At 53.9% G+C, this 15,932-nt stretch carries 16 protein-coding genes; 6 read left to right on the forward strand and 10 right to left on the reverse strand.

Features of this window, described 5'->3' with window-relative positions:
- Positions 1–7: 7 nt before the first annotated feature.
- From phoB to KO116_RS00605, 5 genes are all read left to right on the forward strand, one after another.
- A complete protein-coding gene (gene phoB / locus KO116_RS00585; RefSeq protein ID WP_008957133.1) occupies positions 8–697 on the forward strand; it encodes a phosphate regulon transcriptional regulator PhoB in 690 nt (229 codons plus the stop codon).
- 2 nt (positions 698–699) lie between these two features.
- Positions 700–1,986, forward strand: a complete 1,287-nt coding sequence (gene phoR, locus KO116_RS00590) for a phosphate regulon sensor histidine kinase PhoR (RefSeq protein ID WP_035556171.1) — start codon at positions 700–702, stop codon at positions 1,984–1,986.
- Between the two features lie 309 nt (positions 1,987–2,295).
- The gene (locus tag KO116_RS00595) at positions 2,296–2,610 is read left to right on the forward strand and encodes a hypothetical protein (RefSeq protein ID WP_035556169.1); all 315 of its coding nucleotides are present in this window, start codon (positions 2,296–2,298) and stop codon (positions 2,608–2,610) included.
- Positions 2,611–3,475: 865 nt separating this feature from the next.
- Positions 3,476–3,778, forward strand: coding sequence for a hypothetical protein (locus tag KO116_RS00600; RefSeq protein ID WP_035556167.1), 303 nt, complete (start codon positions 3,476–3,478; stop codon positions 3,776–3,778).
- A 530-nt stretch (positions 3,779–4,308) separates the two neighbouring features.
- Positions 4,309–4,638 carry a hypothetical protein gene (locus KO116_RS00605; RefSeq protein ID WP_052703691.1) on the forward strand — a complete coding sequence of 110 codons (330 nt, stop codon included), beginning with the start codon at positions 4,309–4,311 and terminating at the stop codon, positions 4,636–4,638.
- A gap of 92 nt (positions 4,639–4,730) precedes the next feature.
- Here the strand turns inward: KO116_RS00605 and KO116_RS00610 are convergent, their stop codons facing one another.
- The 7 genes from KO116_RS00610 to KO116_RS00640 all read right to left on the reverse strand — a co-directional run bounded on the left by KO116_RS00610 (position 4,731) and on the right by KO116_RS00640 (position 11,300).
- The gene (locus tag KO116_RS00610; protein WP_035556165.1) at positions 4,731–5,225 is read right to left on the reverse strand and encodes a copper chaperone PCu(A)C; all 495 of its coding nucleotides are present in this window, start codon (positions 5,223–5,225) and stop codon (positions 4,731–4,733) included.
- Positions 5,226–5,312: 87 nt separating this feature from the next.
- Positions 5,313–6,056, reverse strand: a complete 744-nt coding sequence (cysZ, locus tag KO116_RS00615) for a sulfate transporter CysZ (RefSeq protein ID WP_035556162.1) — start codon at positions 6,054–6,056, stop codon at positions 5,313–5,315.
- 80 nt (positions 6,057–6,136) lie between these two features.
- Positions 6,137–6,862, reverse strand: coding sequence for a phosphate signaling complex protein PhoU (gene phoU, locus KO116_RS00620; protein WP_008956462.1), 726 nt, complete (start codon positions 6,860–6,862; stop codon positions 6,137–6,139).
- A gap of 31 nt (positions 6,863–6,893) precedes the next feature.
- A complete protein-coding gene (gene pstB / locus KO116_RS00625; RefSeq protein ID WP_035556160.1) occupies positions 6,894–7,709 on the reverse strand; it encodes a phosphate ABC transporter ATP-binding protein PstB in 816 nt (271 codons plus the stop codon).
- Positions 7,703–9,127 carry a phosphate ABC transporter permease PstA gene (gene pstA / locus KO116_RS00630; protein WP_035556158.1) on the reverse strand — a complete coding sequence of 475 codons (1,425 nt, stop codon included), beginning with the start codon at positions 9,125–9,127 and terminating at the stop codon, positions 7,703–7,705. Before pstA ends, pstB begins: the two co-directional genes overlap by 7 nt.
- Positions 9,124–10,242 (reverse strand): ABC transporter permease subunit, encoded by a 1,119-nt coding sequence (locus tag KO116_RS00635; protein ID WP_035556155.1) that lies wholly within the window; start codon positions 10,240–10,242, stop codon positions 9,124–9,126. The genes pstA and KO116_RS00635 overlap by 4 nt, the downstream gene beginning before the upstream one ends.
- A 161-nt stretch (positions 10,243–10,403) precedes the next feature.
- Positions 10,404–11,300 (reverse strand): PstS family phosphate ABC transporter substrate-binding protein, encoded by an 897-nt coding sequence (locus KO116_RS00640; RefSeq protein WP_035556153.1) that lies wholly within the window; start codon positions 11,298–11,300, stop codon positions 10,404–10,406.
- A gap of 184 nt (positions 11,301–11,484) precedes the next feature.
- On the opposite strand from KO116_RS00640, the gene KO116_RS00645 reads away from it, so the two are divergent.
- The gene (locus KO116_RS00645) at positions 11,485–11,901 is read left to right on the forward strand and encodes an acyl-CoA thioesterase (protein ID WP_008956467.1); all 417 of its coding nucleotides are present in this window, start codon (positions 11,485–11,487) and stop codon (positions 11,899–11,901) included.
- Positions 11,902–11,997: 96 nt separating this feature from the next.
- On the opposite strand, the gene KO116_RS00650 is transcribed toward KO116_RS00645, so the two are convergent.
- The 3 genes from KO116_RS00650 to uvrD form a co-directional block, all read right to left on the reverse strand.
- Positions 11,998–13,092, reverse strand: a complete 1,095-nt coding sequence (locus KO116_RS00650) for a TRAP transporter substrate-binding protein (protein WP_035556151.1) — start codon at positions 13,090–13,092, stop codon at positions 11,998–12,000.
- Positions 13,093–13,198: 106 nt separating this feature from the next.
- The gene (locus tag KO116_RS00655) at positions 13,199–13,678 is read right to left on the reverse strand and encodes a phosphate-starvation-inducible PsiE family protein (protein WP_035556149.1); all 480 of its coding nucleotides are present in this window, start codon (positions 13,676–13,678) and stop codon (positions 13,199–13,201) included.
- 32 nt (positions 13,679–13,710) lie between these two features.
- A complete protein-coding gene (uvrD, locus tag KO116_RS00660) occupies positions 13,711–15,909 on the reverse strand; it encodes a DNA helicase II (RefSeq protein WP_035556147.1) in 2,199 nt (732 codons plus the stop codon).
- Between the last annotated feature and the right edge of the window lie 23 nt (positions 15,910–15,932).

Here is a 15,932-nt window from a genome sequence, read left to right on the forward strand (position 1 = left end):
CTCTGGTATGACCGCCAAAACCGTTCTGATTGTCGATGATGAATCGTCGATTCGCGAGATGATCGCGGTAGCGCTGGAAATGGCTGACTACCGTGTGCTCGAAGCAGATAACGCCCAGGATGCTCATGCCATGGTGGTTGACCACCAACCTGATTTATTGCTGCTTGACTGGATGATGCCTGGCACCAGCGGTATTGAGCTGGCTAGGCGCTTGAAGCGCGAAGAAGCTACCGCCGAGATCCCGATTATTATGCTCACCGCTAAAGGCGAAGAGGATAATAAGATCCAAGGGCTTGAAGCTGGCGCCGATGACTATATCACCAAGCCCTTTTCGCCCCGCGAATTGGTGGCACGGTTAAAAGCAGTGCTGCGCCGCGCGACGCCCCGTGGCGTTGAGGACCCAATTGAGATTAATGGCCTGTTGCTTGACCCGGTAAGTCACCGGGTAAGCGCTCACGGCAAAGCGTTGGAAATGGGTCCGACCGAGTATCGTCTTCTGCAGTTTTTTATGACTCACCAAGAGCGCGCTTACACACGCAGCCAGCTGCTTGACCAAGTGTGGGGCGGCAATGTTTACGTTGAAGAGCGCACGGTCGATGTGCATATTCGCCGCTTACGAAAAGCGCTGGGCGATGTGCATCAAAACCTGATTCAAACGGTTCGGGGTACCGGATACCGTTTCTCTGCACGGGTGTAAATGTGCGCCTATGGAGCCGTGAACTGTGGCGTCTAGCGTGGCTGGCCACACTGGGTACTTGCTTAGGCTGGTTATTGGGCTCAGCAGGGCTAGGGCTTGCGGCAGGGCTTGCAGTATGTCTGTTCTATCACTTGCGGCAGCTACGCGAACTTTATTTATGGCTAACCCTACATCCTCACGATGAGCCGCCTGCCGCTCACGGTATGTGGGGTGAATTGTTTGATCGTTTATACCGCTATCAGAAAAGCCAGCGTATAACGCAAAGTCGGCTGCGCGCTACCTTGGCCCGTATTCAAGAGTCGTCTGAAGCGATGCGCGACAGTGTGGTCATGCTCGACCGCCACGGTGATCTGGAATGGTGGAACAGTGCTGCAACGAACATGCTGGGGCTACAAACCGCCCATGATCGTGGTCAACACATTACCAACCTACTGCGCGAGCCAAGTTTCATCCGCTATTTCAATGCGCGGGAGTATGGCGAGCCGCTAACGCTGACGTCGCCGATTGACGAGCGTCGAATCCTGCAGTATCAAATTACCCTGTACGGCGACGATGAACGGCTGGTAATGGCCCGGGATATCACGCGCTTGCACCGCCTGGAACAGATGCGGCGCGACTTTGTTGCCAACGTCTCTCACGAGCTGCGCACGCCGCTAACCGTCCTTTCCGGCTATCTGGAAACCTACAGCGATATTGCTGACCAGTTGCCGCCGCGTTTGGGCAAAAGCATCAACCAGATGCAGGAACAGACGCAGCGAATGCAAAACCTGGTCAATGATCTATTGCTGCTCTCCCGGTTGGAAATCGACCAGGGGGGGGAAGATCACCATCCGCTGTCGTTAGGGCCTTTGCTACAAAGCATTTGTGATGATGCGCTGGCGCTGTCGAATCAGCGTCATACCATTACAGTCGCGCTTGAAAGCGATGCACGCCTGCTGGGTAGTGAACAGGAAATTCGTAGCGCCATCTCTAACCTCGCTTTCAATGCCGTTCGCTATACGCCAGCAGGTAGCCACATCACATTACGCTGGAAAGCTAGCGCGACTGGTGGCGGCTATATCGATGTGGAAGACAATGGTGAAGGGATTGATCCTGTCCATATTCCCCGACTAACCGAACGTTTTTACCGTGTCGACAAAGGCCGCAGCACCGCAACTGGCGGCACTGGCTTAGGCTTGGCAATCGTCAAGCACGTACTATTACGCCACGATGCGCAATTACAGATTGAATCCCACCCGGGTAAAGGGGCGCTTTTTCGCTGCTCATTTCCCGCTTCACGTCTTGTATAGGTCTCAGTAAGCGACCTTTCGCACCATACCTGTAAAGGTGTGCAATATTGGCATGTGAGGTTGGTAAGAGTTTACTCATGTGCCATTTTTATACAGTTTTTAGGCTTGGTATTTCGATGTTAACAGAGTGATATAGCTTAACTTGTTTTAATTAAGTCATTGATTTTTATTTGTTTAATTTTATTTTTTTGTTTTTGGCATGCCCGCTGCATTGTTAAAAAAAAGGAAGACGACCGCAGGAAATGCTGGCTTGTATATAAGCCCTTCTTTCTTAACCAAGCGGTAATAAACAGCGATCGGAGGTGGAATATGATGTCCAAGGATTTACTCAAGAAAGCTGGCATTTTAGGTGTATCTTTTGGTTTGATGGCAAGCCCGTTAGCCTTTGCTCAAACAGATGAAAATTCAGCTATTGATGAAAATCAGGGAATTACAGCTGAAGAGCAACCAATGGATCCCCAAGGTACTGATAGTTCAGACGGTCATGATACTAAAGACATGACTAACGATTTAACCCATGACGAAGGTGATGGAGCCAGCGACATGGATCCTCAGTCAAGCGATCACTCAGATGACGCTGAGTATGACGACGATGAGCTTGTAGAAGAAAACAGCGGTAGTTAATTGTTAATTATCATTTAGATATCAAAGAACGTCTTTTCAACGGATGAAAAGGTAATTGATAGGATGTTATAAAGGCAAGGATGCTTTTCAGGTTCAAGGATGAATCACTAGGAAATCAAACGTTAGTCAGGGTTAATTCCAAGGCTGGAGTCCGCTACAAGGAGTGGAAGCTAACGTTAGTTATTACCTATAGCCTATTCTGATATCGGACCCCGCCAGTCGGGGTCTGATTTTTTGCTGCCTGCTTTTTGTGGGCTTCTTCTACTGCATTTCCCTATTTTTACCTACCTACCTACCTACCTACCTACCTTTTTGAGTGCATATCGTGAGCTACTCTCGCCCCTTTCATCCATGAGTAGTCTAGTTCATCCATGAGTAGTCTAGGTTTTGTACGAAAAGTCGGCGTGCGAAGACTAGACAAGGCAAAATTAACGAGAAAGCGGAGTTTACGAGGTGTAAATGAGCATTTCGAGGCGATTTTTAACGCCGTATTGTCGAGCGCAGGCAGTTTTCGTACAAAGCCTAAGTCTACTACTCGATAACGTAGCACAGGCGCGATGAGGTTAGCTTTAAAAGTAATTCTTAATATTAGCGTTTGAGGATGAGTGTGCCATAAAGGCACAGACAATTTTGCGCATGTGTCATTTGTGCACATGTATTTTGCGTGCTTTTGTTTTTAGTGGCTTAATATTGTGCGCAATTGATAATTAATAAGTGATTGTTTTTATTTAATTTTATTAAATATAGTGGAGGTTGGCACGGTAACTGCTTTATCAGGGCAGTGAAGTCACCGCAGAGAGAAGCAAGCCAGCAGGCCCTTCTTTCTTCACTTCAGCGGTATTAAGCAGTCATTTGGAGTAATACTATGTTTAACGTTCTTTTTAAAAAATCAGCTGTTGTAGGACTTGCATTCGGTTTGCTGGCGAGCCCAGTTGCATTCGCAAATTTTTCCATCAAAGCTAATCAAGATCTGTCTGTTAATGATGAACCAATTCAGGCTCAATCACAGCGCACACATGAACAAGCAGTTTTTACCTCATCTGATTTGATGTACGACGTAGGTGATCGCCCTAATGTTATTAAGGCAGAATCCCATCGTACTAGTGTTCAAGCAGAATATACCGCTAAAGATTTGACGCATGACGTAGGCGATGGCAACGCTTGGTAACAAAAGTTTGCAATTAAGCGGAATGTATTACGTTTGAGGTGTGAGTTAATCACGCAGATGCGTGTCACACCGATAGGGATGCAGGTCGATTCAAGGAGTGAATCAATCGACAATCAGAGCGCTGGTCAGGGTTAAATTCCAAGGTTGGAGCAGTCCCGCAAAAGGAAAGGAAGCTAGCGCTAGTCATTGTCAAAGTATTGTGTCCTTAGACCCCGCTGATGCGGGGTCTGATTTTTTGTGACATCCCACACTCTCTCAAACCATTTTTCTCTCGTTTAAGGTGCTGCTTTCTAGGGGAGCCTAATTTCATTGCGTCGCTATGTATAGATAGCAGCCATATGAGTAATTAATGCACAATCATTTTGGGTACAAAAGGGTTGGTTAATTATTTTTAAGCGATATTTTGGTGTAAGTGTTTAATTATTAAATAATAATTTATATGTCTTTTTTGTCGCCTAATGTGCAACGTAAAGCGTAACAGCCGTTCTAATCATCATCGAACGGAATCCATGAATAATGAGGAGAACACCATGCTGCTAAAAGAAATGAGCAAAAATGTCGCCCTGGTAGGTATTGCTTTTGGTCTGGTCGCGAGCCCTCTGGCGATGGCGCACTCATCTATTGAGCTGAACCAAGACCGTACCGCTGGTCAGGGTGTCATCGACAAACCTGAGTCACATGCCGCTTCAAAACAATCTCATGTCTCGGCGGGCGACTTGAACCGTGATGAAAGCGAGAGCTTGGACTTTTCGCCCTCCAGTAGCCGTCCTTCTACGGCTGAAGAAGGGTCTACTTCTCGCCAAGAGGGTTACACTTCAGGGGAACTCAACCGGGGTGAAGGCGATAGTACCGACTGGTAAATAATGGAATAAGTGTAACTGCTAATGTAATCGTTGCTCGCTAAAAACCCCGCCGAAGCGGGGTTTTTGCTATATGTTAACTGCAGCCCACATCAGTGGTGATGCCCATCAGCAGCTTCGCTGCCTTCCTGGGCGCTCTGTATCCAGACTTCAATATCCACATCGTCTTGTTCTGCAAAGGTGAGCGTGAGAGGGAACCGCTCACCCTCCTTTAACGGCTCGCTTAGGCCAATCAGCATTAAGTGAAAGCCGCCACCCGGCCGCATGGTATAAGTCTCCCCTGCCTCGACACGAATCTCATCCACATGCCGCATCTGCATCATATCGCCGTCCATTTGCATATCATGCAGCTCAACGTTGCTGCTCACAGGGCTGCTCGCGCCGATAAGAGTAATAGGGTCTGAAAAGGCGGTGATATCGATGTAGGCTGCGCCGTTTACCGCCCCCGGTGGGGTAGGGGTAGCGAAGGGATGCGCAATGCGCAGAGCCTTAGTTTTTACGTCGTGGGCTACGGCCATAGATGCCATCGAAATAGACATAGCGCTAATCAAGAGTATGCCACCCAGCCAAGCCGTCGGTTTTAGCATGCGGTAATTCCTTTGTTGTTAATTGAGTCCAGGATAGACGAACAAACCATAAAGGTAGCAAAGTGGTGTCGCCTGGGTAATAAGCGCCTACTGCGGTGTGATGCCGCGTGTATCACCATGTACATTTCGGTAATGATCATCCCAGAGTAGTACGGCACCCGCGACAGCGCCGGGAATCAGAAATAGATTGGCCAGCGGAATCCAGGTGATTAGCGTGACTAATCCTCCAAAACTGAGGCTTTGCCACCAGCGTTTCGAGAGCCGTTGGCGCATATCGGCAAACGTCACCTTATTGTTATCCATTGGGTAGTCTAGATAAGTAATGGCCATGATCCAGGCGGAGAATAGCGCCCACAGCAGGGGGGATACTAAGTTCAGCCCTGGGATCCAGCTAAGCACAAACAGACCGGCGGCACGGGGCAAAATATAGGCGAGCTTAACAAATTCGCGGCCAATGGCATCAATGGCTGTTTTAGTAAGGTTGCGGTCATCAATCGGTTCACGGCCAGTCACTTGGGTTTCGACTTTAGCGGCCAAAAAACCGTAAAAAGGCGCGGCGATCAGGCTGGTCACCAGCGTGAAGGTAAAAAACACTACTACTAACAGGCTAATCACGAAAAGAGGCCAGATAAGCCAGGAGAGCCAATCAAGCCATGTTGGCACCATGTTCATCCAATGATCTAGCCAACCACCGAAGCGGTTGAGCACGAAGCTGAACATGCTGACGTAAACAATCAGGTTGACTAAAATAGGCAGAAAAACATAGCGTCGCATACCTGACTGATACACGCAGCGTGTACCTCGGCTAAGCGCAGTGACAGCATCCAGCATGGTGGGGGAGACTCCTTGTGATTCAAACGTCCAGGCCGCTTAACAGCCTGGACGTATTGCAGGAGGAAACCCCTTTCAGGTCAAGACTTTTTTAGTACCTGCGGGTCAAGGTTGTCGGGGTCGCTATGGCGAATATCCAACCCTTTGACAAGATAAACCACGTACTCGGCAAGGTTATCGGCATGGTCACCGACACGCTCGAGGGCGCGCAGAACCCACATGATGCTGAGTACAGAGGTAATGGAGCGAGAATCTTCCATCATAAACGTCATGAGTGAGCGCATCGCGCTGCTGTACTCGTCGTCCACCAGCTCGTCTTCACGTACTACCTGCATGGCTAAGTCGGTGTCAAAGCGGGCAAAGGCGGTGAGCGCATCGCGCAGCATTTTGCGCACATGCTCGCTGATGTGCCGTACTTCCACCAAACCACGAATGGTGCTGGTACTTTCACTCAGCAGCAGGGCGTTACGGGCGATTTTGCTGGCCTCATCGCCGATGCGCTCAAGATCAGACGTGGCACGAATAACGGCCAGCACTAGGCGTAGATCAGACGCCGCAGGCTGTCGCCGCGCCAGTACCCGGGTGCATTCGTCGTCGATTTGCAGCTGCAGATCGTTGACCTGACGATCATTGTCGCGCACTTGTTCGGCTAGGCGGGTGTCGCCTTCCAGAAGCGCAAAGACGGCATCCTGCACTTGCTTCTCTACCAGACCGCCCATGGCCATCAGATGGGTTTTTAGCTCTTCCAGCTCCTGGTTGAACTGGCGAGAGATATGCTGGCTGTGAGAGTCGCTAGTAATATCCATGGAGCACTCCTGACGTTTCAGTCGCTAAGGCCTAGGTAATGCGGCCGGTGATGTAATTTTCGGTGTGTTGCAAACGGGGGTTGGTGAAGACCTGATCGGTAGGCCCGTACTCAACCAGCTCACCTTGATGCAAAAAGGCGGTGTAATCCGATACACGCGCCGCTTGCTGCATATTGTGAGTAACCAGTACCAGCGTTAGCTCCGACTTGAGATTACGGATTAACTCCTCAATTTTGAGCGTTGAAATCGGGTCTAGCGCTGACGCGGGTTCATCAAGCAGCAGCACATCGGGCTGTACTGCTAAGGTGCGGGCGATGACTAGGCGCTGCTGCTGTCCACCGGAAAGCTGCCAGGCGGAGCGGTGCAGGCGGTCTTTCACTTCATCCCATAGCGCGGCGGAGGTTAATGCCCACTCAATAATATCGTCCCTTTTGCGCTTGGGAAGGCGCTGCTGTAAACGCAGGCCAAAGGCCACGTTTTCATAGATCGACATAGGGAAGGGATTGGGGGTTTGAAACACCATTCCTACTCGCCGCCGCAGCTCGGTCACGTTCGTTTGCGGGTCGTGAATGTCCTGCCCTTCCAACGTGATTTTGCCGCTATGGGTCACTGTCTCATTGAGATCGTGCAGCCGATTAATTGCCCGTAACAGCGTTGACTTACCGCATCCCGACGGACCAATGAAGGCCGTCACACGATGTCGCGGAACACTGAGGGTTAAGTTGCGCAACGCCGCTTTCCCCGCATAGGCGAGGCTTAAGTGATCAATGCTCAGGCAGCTGTGCTCGGACGAAAAGTGCGCCACTGGTACCTGAGCGGTATTGGCTGAATGTAAAGGCGCTAGCATTCGTTTCCCCGTTGACGCCTAAGATAATGACGCAGAAATATGGCAGTTAGATTAAGCACTAGCACAATCAACACTAAAAGTAGCGCCGTGGCGTAAACCAGTGGGATCGCGGCCTGCACATCTTCGCCGTGAAAGGCGGTATCAAATAAATGATAGCCAAGGTGCATGAACTTGCGCTCTAAATGTAGGTAAGGAAATTCGCCATCAATGGGCATTTGTGGCGCTAGCTTGGCAACGCCGACAAGCATCAGTGGCGCCACTTCGCCTGCCGCGCGGGCGACCGCTAAAATAACGCCTGTCAGCATGGCCGGTGCCGCCATGGGCAGTACGATGCGGGTAAGCATCTCCAGGCGAGTAGCCCCGAGCGCCACGGCGCCTTCGCGCTGGGCCTCAGGAATACGCGCGAGCCCCTCCTCGGTTGCCACGATCACGACGGGCAGGGTTAGCAGGGCGAGAGTTAACGAGGCCCACAGCAGCCCGCCGGTGCCAAACGTGGGCGAGGGCAGCGTATCGCTGAAAAACCACTCATCCAGCGAGCCGCCAATGCCGTAAACAAACACTCCCAAGCCGAAAACGCCATACACAATGGACGGCACCCCCGCTAGATTACGCACGCCAATGCGCACCAGGCGCGTCAGCCGCCCCTGGTGAGCAATTTCATTAAGATAAATAGCGGCCAGCACGCCAAATGGCGTGACCATGACGGACATTAAAATCACCATTAGCACGGTGCCAAATATCGCCGGCCACACGCCCCCGTCGGTATTGGCTGCTCGAGGCCCTTCGCTGAGAAACCGCCATACCCCATCGCCCCAGACATGGGTTTTCTGCCACCAGCTCATCGCATTTGGGGCTTGAGCGCTGACGACACTGGCCAACGGCTGGCGCAAGGTTTGGCCATCCACGGTGGTGAGCAGTAGCTGGCTCTCTTGGCGTTGGCTGGCGGGGAGCGCCAATAAAGTCGCTAACCGGTGCCAGGCAGCGTCACCCTCCCAGCGCTGGCCGTCTTGCTCAATGGCCGACAAGCGGCCAATAAAATCCCCCCAAGGGCTTCGCTCCAGGCGAATCAAGTCGGTTGGCTGTGCGCGTTCGGCAATCTCCTCAATCGTCACCCAGCGCCAGCGAGCGCCCTCTATGTCCTGATTGCCGGTAAAGTACAGCCGTTCATCTCCCGCTTGCTGGGGGAGCTCGACCTCGCGCACGGCATGGCCAGCAAAGGTGTCACCCGAACGCAGAGTGACCTCTTCAAGCGTTGCGGGCCAGAAGTGTCCAAGCCCACGCACTAATAGTAGCGCCAGTAGAGCACCCAGCATCAGCAAGGAGAGCGCTACGCTGGCCGCGCATAGCCAGGGCCATAAATCATTTAACCAATTAAAACGAGGGCGGCGAGAGGCGGTGTTGACCTTGCCAGCTTTCATGAAGTGCCTCCCATCTGGCGATAACGGCGGCGCAGGCGCTGGCGGACAACCTCGGCTAGGGTGTTAACCAGGAACGTGAAGATAAACAGCACCAGCGCGGCAAAAATCAGCAGATGATAGGTCTGGCCGCCAGGTGACGCTTCAGGAAGCTCGATGGCAATAGCCGCTGCCATGGAGCGCATCCCTTCGAAAGGGCTGGCGCTAAACAGAGCGGTGTTGCCACTGGCCATCAGTACAATCATGGTTTCGCCCACTGCACGGCCCGCGCCGATCATCACCGCCGAGAAAATACCTGGGCCCGCCGCCGCCAGTGCCACCTTCCACAGCGCCTGCCAACGGCTGGCACCCAGCGCCTGGGCGCCCTCTATCAGGGTCGAAGGCACATCGGCAAGGGCATCTTCTGCCAATGAGTAGATGCTGGGGATAACGGCAAACCCCATCGCCAGGCCGACAATCAGGGCATTGCGGGTGGCGTAATCCATCCCAAAGCGCTGGTCGAGCAACTGACGCAGATCCCCGCCCAGCCACAGCTGTTCCATCCACGGCGCAAGCCATAGCGCTATCACCACCATCAGAGCAAGCCACGGTATTAGCCAGAGACCTGCCCAGGAGAGCGACAAACGGCGCTGGAGGCGGGCTTTGGCCAGTTGCCAGAGCAAGCCCGCAAGCCCGGCACTGAGCGGCAGCCAGACCATCAGCACTAAAGCGCTGGCCAAGTGTCGCTCTACCCACGGTGCCAAAATGAGCCCGGCAATAAAGCCCACCACCACGCCCGGAATGGCCTCCATCATTTCGAGTGCGGGTTTGATGCGCGTGCGCAAGCGCGCTGACATAAACAGCGCAGAGTAGATCGCCGCCCCTAAGGCGACGGGAATCGCAAACAGCAGCGCAGCCAGCGCAGCTTTAAGGGTGCCCCACGCCAGAGGAGAGAGCTTGGCCAGGGCCAAGCTCTCTCCAATCGCCAGTAGTGGCAGCGTTTCCCATATCAGAAAAACGCCGATAGCGAGAATCGCCAGCAGCACCCCGACACCACCAGCGGTGATTAACCCGGTGGCCACACGATCCTGAAGCAAGCGCAATGGCTGCCGAGAAGAGGTTAACCGAGGTGGGGTCATGTCGCTATCATGACAAAACTAGGCATGGCAAAACCGGGGTGATCACAGTACTGACCAGCATGTATTGAAAGAGTGGGTCGTGAAGAGAGCTTATAGTGAAAACGGTGCATAGAATGACTTCCTACTCTAAGACGATTATGTGTCAATTAGATGACAGCGGCTTACCACCTTTGCTGTGCGTCAAGGACGCTTGGGGTTAAGGGGACAAAACCGGATGCGCGTGCAATTTGCTGGCCTTCATCGGACATGATCAACGCCAGTAGAGCCTGCTCGGCGGGCGGCAAGGATGCCCCGGGCGGCAGGTTCACGTATAGGTACAGGTAGCGCGACAGCGGATAATCACCGTTCTGTATCGCTGCTTCATCGGGTGTTATGGCGATGCCGTCATCGTCATAAAGGCTTACTGCGCGCACGGCTGGCGTCAGGTGGTTAAACCCGGCATACCCCATTGCATTGGCAGACTCGCCCACCGCAGCGACGACGGCCGATGAGCCTGGGTGTTCGCTAATATCGTTGCGAAAGAGGCCACCGCACAGCGCCCGTTGTTGAAATAGGCCATGGGTGCCGGAGGCAAGGTTACGCCCATGGAGCGCAATACTGCCAAATGACCAGTCACGCGTTGCCGAGAGCTGATCCCAGCGCCGTATCGACGCCTCGGCGCCACAGGCACGCGAAGTCGAGAAAATCGCATCGACCTGCTGGCGGGTGAGCGCGCGCAGCGGATTATGGCGGTGGACGACCACAATCAGCGCATCACGGGCGACCTTTAACTCCAGCGGCGGGTAGCCGTAGCGCTCAATGAAGTTATCACGCTCTTCAGTGCTCATCGGGCGGGACATCGGCCCCAGCCGGGTGGTACCTGCCATTAGCGCGGTTGGCGCGCTGGCCGAGCCGCTGGCTTGAAATTGCAGCTTTACCTCTGGGTAGCGGGAAGTCAGTGTTTCGCCCCAGCGCAGCATGAGCCCAGCCATGGTGTCAGAACCGACGGCACCTAACGTGCCGGTTATCGGCAGTGATTGCCCCCAAGTAGGCGGCGTTACCAGCAGTAGGGCCATCATCACCCAGCAACCTACGGTGTGCCGTAGCGATAAAAGGTAGCTTCTATGAGATGAAAGAGTATTCAAACAAGCGTCCTCTTATGGTTAACTGAATCCATTCACTTGTGTTGCGACGCAGCAACGCCCCTTGGCAATGTGCCTTACTGCAACCTTTACAACAATAAACTGACTAAGCGACGAACCCATGACTCTTCTGGAAACCGATTTGGATGACGTACCGGCCCCTCAAGGGCAGCTTACTTTAAAATTACTGGCTTCCCGCCAAGATACCAATCTTTATGGTGATATACCCGGTGGTTGGCTAGTCAATCAAATGGATCAGGCAGCTGAGCTTGCAGCCTGCCGCGAAGCAGGAGGGCGAACGGCCACCGTGGCGATTGAAGCCATGGACTTTTTGAGCCCTGTGCGCGTCGGCTCAATGGTCAGTGTCTACACCCAGGTACAAGAGATCGGTCATAGCTCAATCAAAATTGATGTAGAAGTATGGGTACGCCCGCCCCATGGGCAGCGGATTGAAGAGCGTCAAAAGGTGACAGAGGCGCGTTTTGTAATGGTCGCATTAGACGATAATGGGCGGATCCGAGCGGTACACAGCGAGTAGCTCTTTCTTATCAACTCTTTCAATGTTCCCGCCTAAAATAGCAAAAGGGCGCTCAGTGCGCCCTTTGCCGTAATTGCTGCTTACCTGCCTGGATAATCAGGCACCTACGTTGTCGCGGTTCTTGAGATAGGCGTATTCACCCACGTCGCTAAACGGACGCAGTAATTTCTGGAACGCCAAGTAAGACTCATACACGCGGCGGGACTCTTCATCGTCCTCGATTTGGCGCTGAATGGCCTCCTGTGAGGAGGTGTAAAGCGCTGCCATCACGTCTTCAGGGAAGGTGCGCAGCTGAACGCCATGCTCATCGACCAGCGCTTCCAGGGCCTGGGCGTTGCGGAAGGCGAATTCACTGATCATGGCCAGGTTAGAAGCCCGTGCCGCTTCACGGACTACGTTCTGCAGGTCTTCCGGCAGAGAGTTCCAGGCATCCAGGTTAATCGTGCCTTCCAGTACGGCAGAGGGCTCGTTCCACGCCGAGGTGTAGTAATAGTCAGCCACTTGGTGCAAACCAAATGCCAAGTCGTTATACGGCCCTACCCAGTCAGCGGCATCCAGTGCGCCGGTTTGCAGAGAGGTGAAGATTTCCGAACCCGGCATATTAACGGTACTGACGCCAATGCCGTTCATCGCTTCACCTGCGAGGCCAGGAAGACGAAGTTTCAACCCCTGCATATCGTCTAACGAGTTGATCTCTTTCTTGAACCAGCCCGCCATCTGCGTACCGGTGTTACCGACGGCAAAGGGTTTCAGGTTGTGATTAGCGTAGATCTCATCCCACAGTTCCTGACCGCCGCCATGGTACAACCAGGCGTTCATCTCGGTGGTGGTCATGCCGAACGGTACAGCGGTGAAAAACTGCGAGGCAGCGACTTTGCCGCGCCAGTAATACGACGCAGAGTGACCCATCTCAGCGGTCCCCGCCGCCACAGCGTCGAATACTTCAAGCGCAGGTACCAGCTCACCTGCGCCATGGACGCGAATTTGCATGCGGCCGTTAGAAAGCTGCTCGACCCGACGGGCGAAGTCATTCGCACCGGTGCCTAGGGCGGGAAAGTTTTTCGGCCACGAGGTGACCATGTCCCAGGTAAAGGTCTCTTGAGCGCGTGCGCTAGAGGTGGTTACAAAGGGGGCAGCAGCGACACCGGCGGCACCTAGGCCAACGGTTTTGAGAAAGTTACGGCGTTGCATGTGAGCAAAACTCCAAAAGTAATCATACTGTTGTTATAAGGCGCTGAGTGCGCCATGTTCGCTGGTTAGTATGCTTTATAGCGAATTTAGCTCGCAAGCCTTCTGATCAATCATCCGCCGCGTCTTTCATACTGTTGCCGTGGCGCACCAGCCAATAGCAGCCGCCTAACGCTAAGACTGCCATCGAAAGCGCACCAATTTGCCAAGGGTCGATAACTTCCATATCCAGCACCATAAACTTGCGTACCAGCGCCATAATGGCAATTAACACCACTATTTCGACGTGGATAAAGCCTTTGCCACTGGTCATTGTGCGGATGATGGAGTTATTGAACTCCATGGCAATCAAGACGGTAAGGATCATGTCGAATAGCGCTTGAAATACGCGGTAGTCAAAGGGGTCACGGCTTTGAATAAACAGCAGCTGGATCACGTGAATGACCAAATAATACATGGCCACTAGCACGGCTCCACCGATGGCGAGGGTGAGCACCAGTGAAATTAAACGTTCAAAGCGCTGATAGCCACTCAATGTTTGCCAGCCATTACTCACTTCGGGAAATAGGCGTTTAAAGCGTTGTTTCATGATCGTCTACCTGTTGAGTGACAGCGTTGGGCTTAAAGCGGCGTCAACTTGGCAAAGCCGAGGACTAACCATTTGACGCCTTCGCCTTCAAAGCTGACCTGAACCCGGGCACGCGCGCCTTCGCCTTCCGCGTTAAGGATAATCCCTTCGCCGAATACCGGGTGCTCAACCCCCTGGCCGACGTGCAGGCTGGGTATGTCGCCGTCGCTTTCGACGCTTTGCTGAGCAAAGGAAGTGCGCGATGCCGTCACCGGGCGGGAAATATGCCCGCGCAGGCGGACTTCTTCCAGTAGGTGCGGGGGCAGCTCGCGCAGAAAGCGCGAGGGGCGTGGAAACACCTCTTTGCCGTGTAGGCGGCGGGTTTCGGCGTGGGTCAGGTAGAGCTTCTGCATGGCGCGGGTGACACCGACGTAACACAGCCGGCGCTCCTCTTCGAGCCTACCCGGCTCTTCCAGGGACATCTTGTGCGGGAAGAGTCCCTCTTCGACCCCAGCAATAAACACCACGGGAAACTCCAGGCCTTTGGCGGAGTGCAGCGTCATCAGCTGTACGCTGTCCTCAAACTCTTCGGCTTCATGGTCGCCAGCATTAAGGGCGGCTTCTGAAAGAAACGCTTCCAGTGCGGCCATGCCTTCGCCCGCTTCAGGGGCTTCAAAAACATCGCCTTGGGTAAAGGCGCGGGCAGCGTTAACCAGCTCTTCCAGGTTCTCGACCCGTGCCTGGCCTTTCTCGCCGCGTTCACTTTTGTGATGCTCTATCAAACCGGTATGAACGGTAACGTGATCGATGATCTCGTGCAGCGCCATACCCGAGGCATCGTTATCAAGCTGTTCAATCAGGTTGGCGAAGGTTTGTACGGCATTGGCCGAGCGGCCTTTCAAGGTACCGTCGTTAATCGCATCGTGGAGTGCCTGCCACAGCTGAATGCCTTGTTCACGAGCGCGCAGGCGGACAATCTCGACCGTGCGCGTGCCGATGCCGCGGGTGGGTACGTTAATCACCCGCTCTAGCGAGGCGTCGTCATCGCGGTTGAGCATCAGGCGCAGGTAGGCCAGGGCATTCTTGATTTCCAGGCGCTCGTAGAAGCGGTGACCGCCATAAATACGGTAGGGCATGCCTTGGCGAATCAGCGTCTCTTCCATCAGCCGCGACTGGGCGTTTGAGCGGTAGAGAATGGCGATATCGCGGCGGTTAAAGCCTTCGTCGACCTTTTCTTTGATGGTGTCAACGATATAGCGCGCTTCTTCCAGGTCGTTAAACCCGGCGTAGATCGAGATCGGCTCGCCTTCGATGCCGTCGGTCCAGAGGTTTTTACCCATCCGCTCGCTGTTATGGCTGATCAGCGTATTGGCGGCTTCCAGAATCGCGCTGGTGGAGCGATAGTTCTGCTCTAGACGCACGGTATGGGTTTGCGGGAATTCCTGCTCAAAGCGGCTGATATTCTCCACCTTGGCGCCGCGCCAGCCGTAGATCGACTGGTCGTCATCACCGACGGCGGTCATTGGCGTTTTCATGCCGGTGAGCAGTTTTAGCCAGGCGTATTGCAGGGTATTGGTATCCTGAAACTCATCAACCAGCACGTGGCCAAAGCGCTCCTGGTAGTGATTTAACAGCGCCGGGTTATCGCGCAGTAGCTCCAGGCTGCGCAGCAGCAACTCGCCGAAATCGACCAGACCGCCGCGCTCACAGGTGAGCTGGTAGCGCTCGTAGAGCTCAACCATCTGGCCCATGTAGGCATCGCCATCCACATTGACCTGGTGCGGGCGCAGTCCCTCCTCTTTGCAGCCGGAGATAAAGTGCTGCACTTGGCGGGGCGGGTAGCGTTCGTCGTCGATGGCGTAATCTTTCAGCAGCCGTTTGACCAGGCGTAACTGATCGTCGGAGTCGATGATTTGAAAGTGTTGCGGCAGCTTGGCGTCCTGCCAGTGGGTGCGCAGCAGGCGGTGGGCGATGGAGTGAAAGGTGCCTACCCATACATGGCGCATCGAGATGCTCAGCAGCGCCTCGAGGCGGGTGCGCATCTCCTTGGCGGCTTTATTGGTAAAGGTGACCGCCAGCAGCGCGTAGGGTGAAAGCCCTTCGGCCTGCATCAGCCAGGCAATGCGATGAACCAGCACGCGGGTTTTGCCCGAGCCTGCGCCTGCGAGCACCAACAGATTACCTTGGGGGGCGCTCACTGCTTCGCGCTGGGCGGAGTTGAGCTGATCGAGAATCGCCGTGACGTCGTCCATAGTAGCCGCTGCCGGATCAAAAA

The organism is Halomonas sp. KO116 (genome assembly GCF_000734975.2).
Taxonomy (GTDB): domain Bacteria; phylum Pseudomonadota; class Gammaproteobacteria; order Pseudomonadales; family Halomonadaceae; genus Vreelandella; species Vreelandella glaciei.

Excerpts from the sequence above, each read along its gene's own strand:
- cysZ (WP_035556162.1), bottom strand. The coding sequence starts at position 6,056 with ATGCTGGATGCTGTCACTGCGCTTAGCCGAGGTACACGCTGCGTGTAT.
- phoU (WP_008956462.1), bottom strand. The coding sequence starts at position 6,862 with ATGGATATTACTAGCGACTCTCACAGCCAGCATATCTCTCGCCAGTTC.
- KO116_RS00600 (WP_035556167.1), top strand. The coding sequence starts at position 3,476 with ATGTTTAACGTTCTTTTTAAAAAATCAGCTGTTGTAGGACTTGCATTC.
- KO116_RS00640 (WP_035556153.1), bottom strand. The coding sequence starts at position 11,300 with ATGATGGCCCTACTGCTGGTAACGCCGCCTACTTGGGGGCAATCACTG.
- pstA (WP_035556158.1), bottom strand. The coding sequence starts at position 9,127 with ATGAAAGCTGGCAAGGTCAACACCGCCTCTCGCCGCCCTCGTTTTAAT.
- KO116_RS00645 (WP_008956467.1), top strand. The coding sequence starts at position 11,485 with ATGACTCTTCTGGAAACCGATTTGGATGACGTACCGGCCCCTCAAGGG.
- pstB (WP_035556160.1), bottom strand. The coding sequence starts at position 7,709 with ATGCTAGCGCCTTTACATTCAGCCAATACCGCTCAGGTACCAGTGGCG.
- KO116_RS00650 (WP_035556151.1), bottom strand. The coding sequence starts at position 13,092 with ATGCAACGCCGTAACTTTCTCAAAACCGTTGGCCTAGGTGCCGCCGGT.
- KO116_RS00655 (WP_035556149.1), bottom strand. The coding sequence starts at position 13,678 with ATGAAACAACGCTTTAAACGCCTATTTCCCGAAGTGAGTAATGGCTGG.
- KO116_RS00635 (WP_035556155.1), bottom strand. The coding sequence starts at position 10,242 with ATGACCCCACCTCGGTTAACCTCTTCTCGGCAGCCATTGCGCTTGCTT.
- KO116_RS00605 (WP_052703691.1), top strand. The coding sequence starts at position 4,309 with ATGCTGCTAAAAGAAATGAGCAAAAATGTCGCCCTGGTAGGTATTGCT.
- phoB (WP_008957133.1), top strand. The coding sequence starts at position 8 with ATGACCGCCAAAACCGTTCTGATTGTCGATGATGAATCGTCGATTCGC.
- KO116_RS00610 (WP_035556165.1), bottom strand. The coding sequence starts at position 5,225 with ATGCTAAAACCGACGGCTTGGCTGGGTGGCATACTCTTGATTAGCGCT.
- uvrD (WP_035556147.1), bottom strand. The coding sequence starts at position 15,909 with ATGGACGACGTCACGGCGATTCTCGATCAGCTCAACTCCGCCCAGCGC.
- KO116_RS00595 (WP_035556169.1), top strand. The coding sequence starts at position 2,296 with ATGATGTCCAAGGATTTACTCAAGAAAGCTGGCATTTTAGGTGTATCT.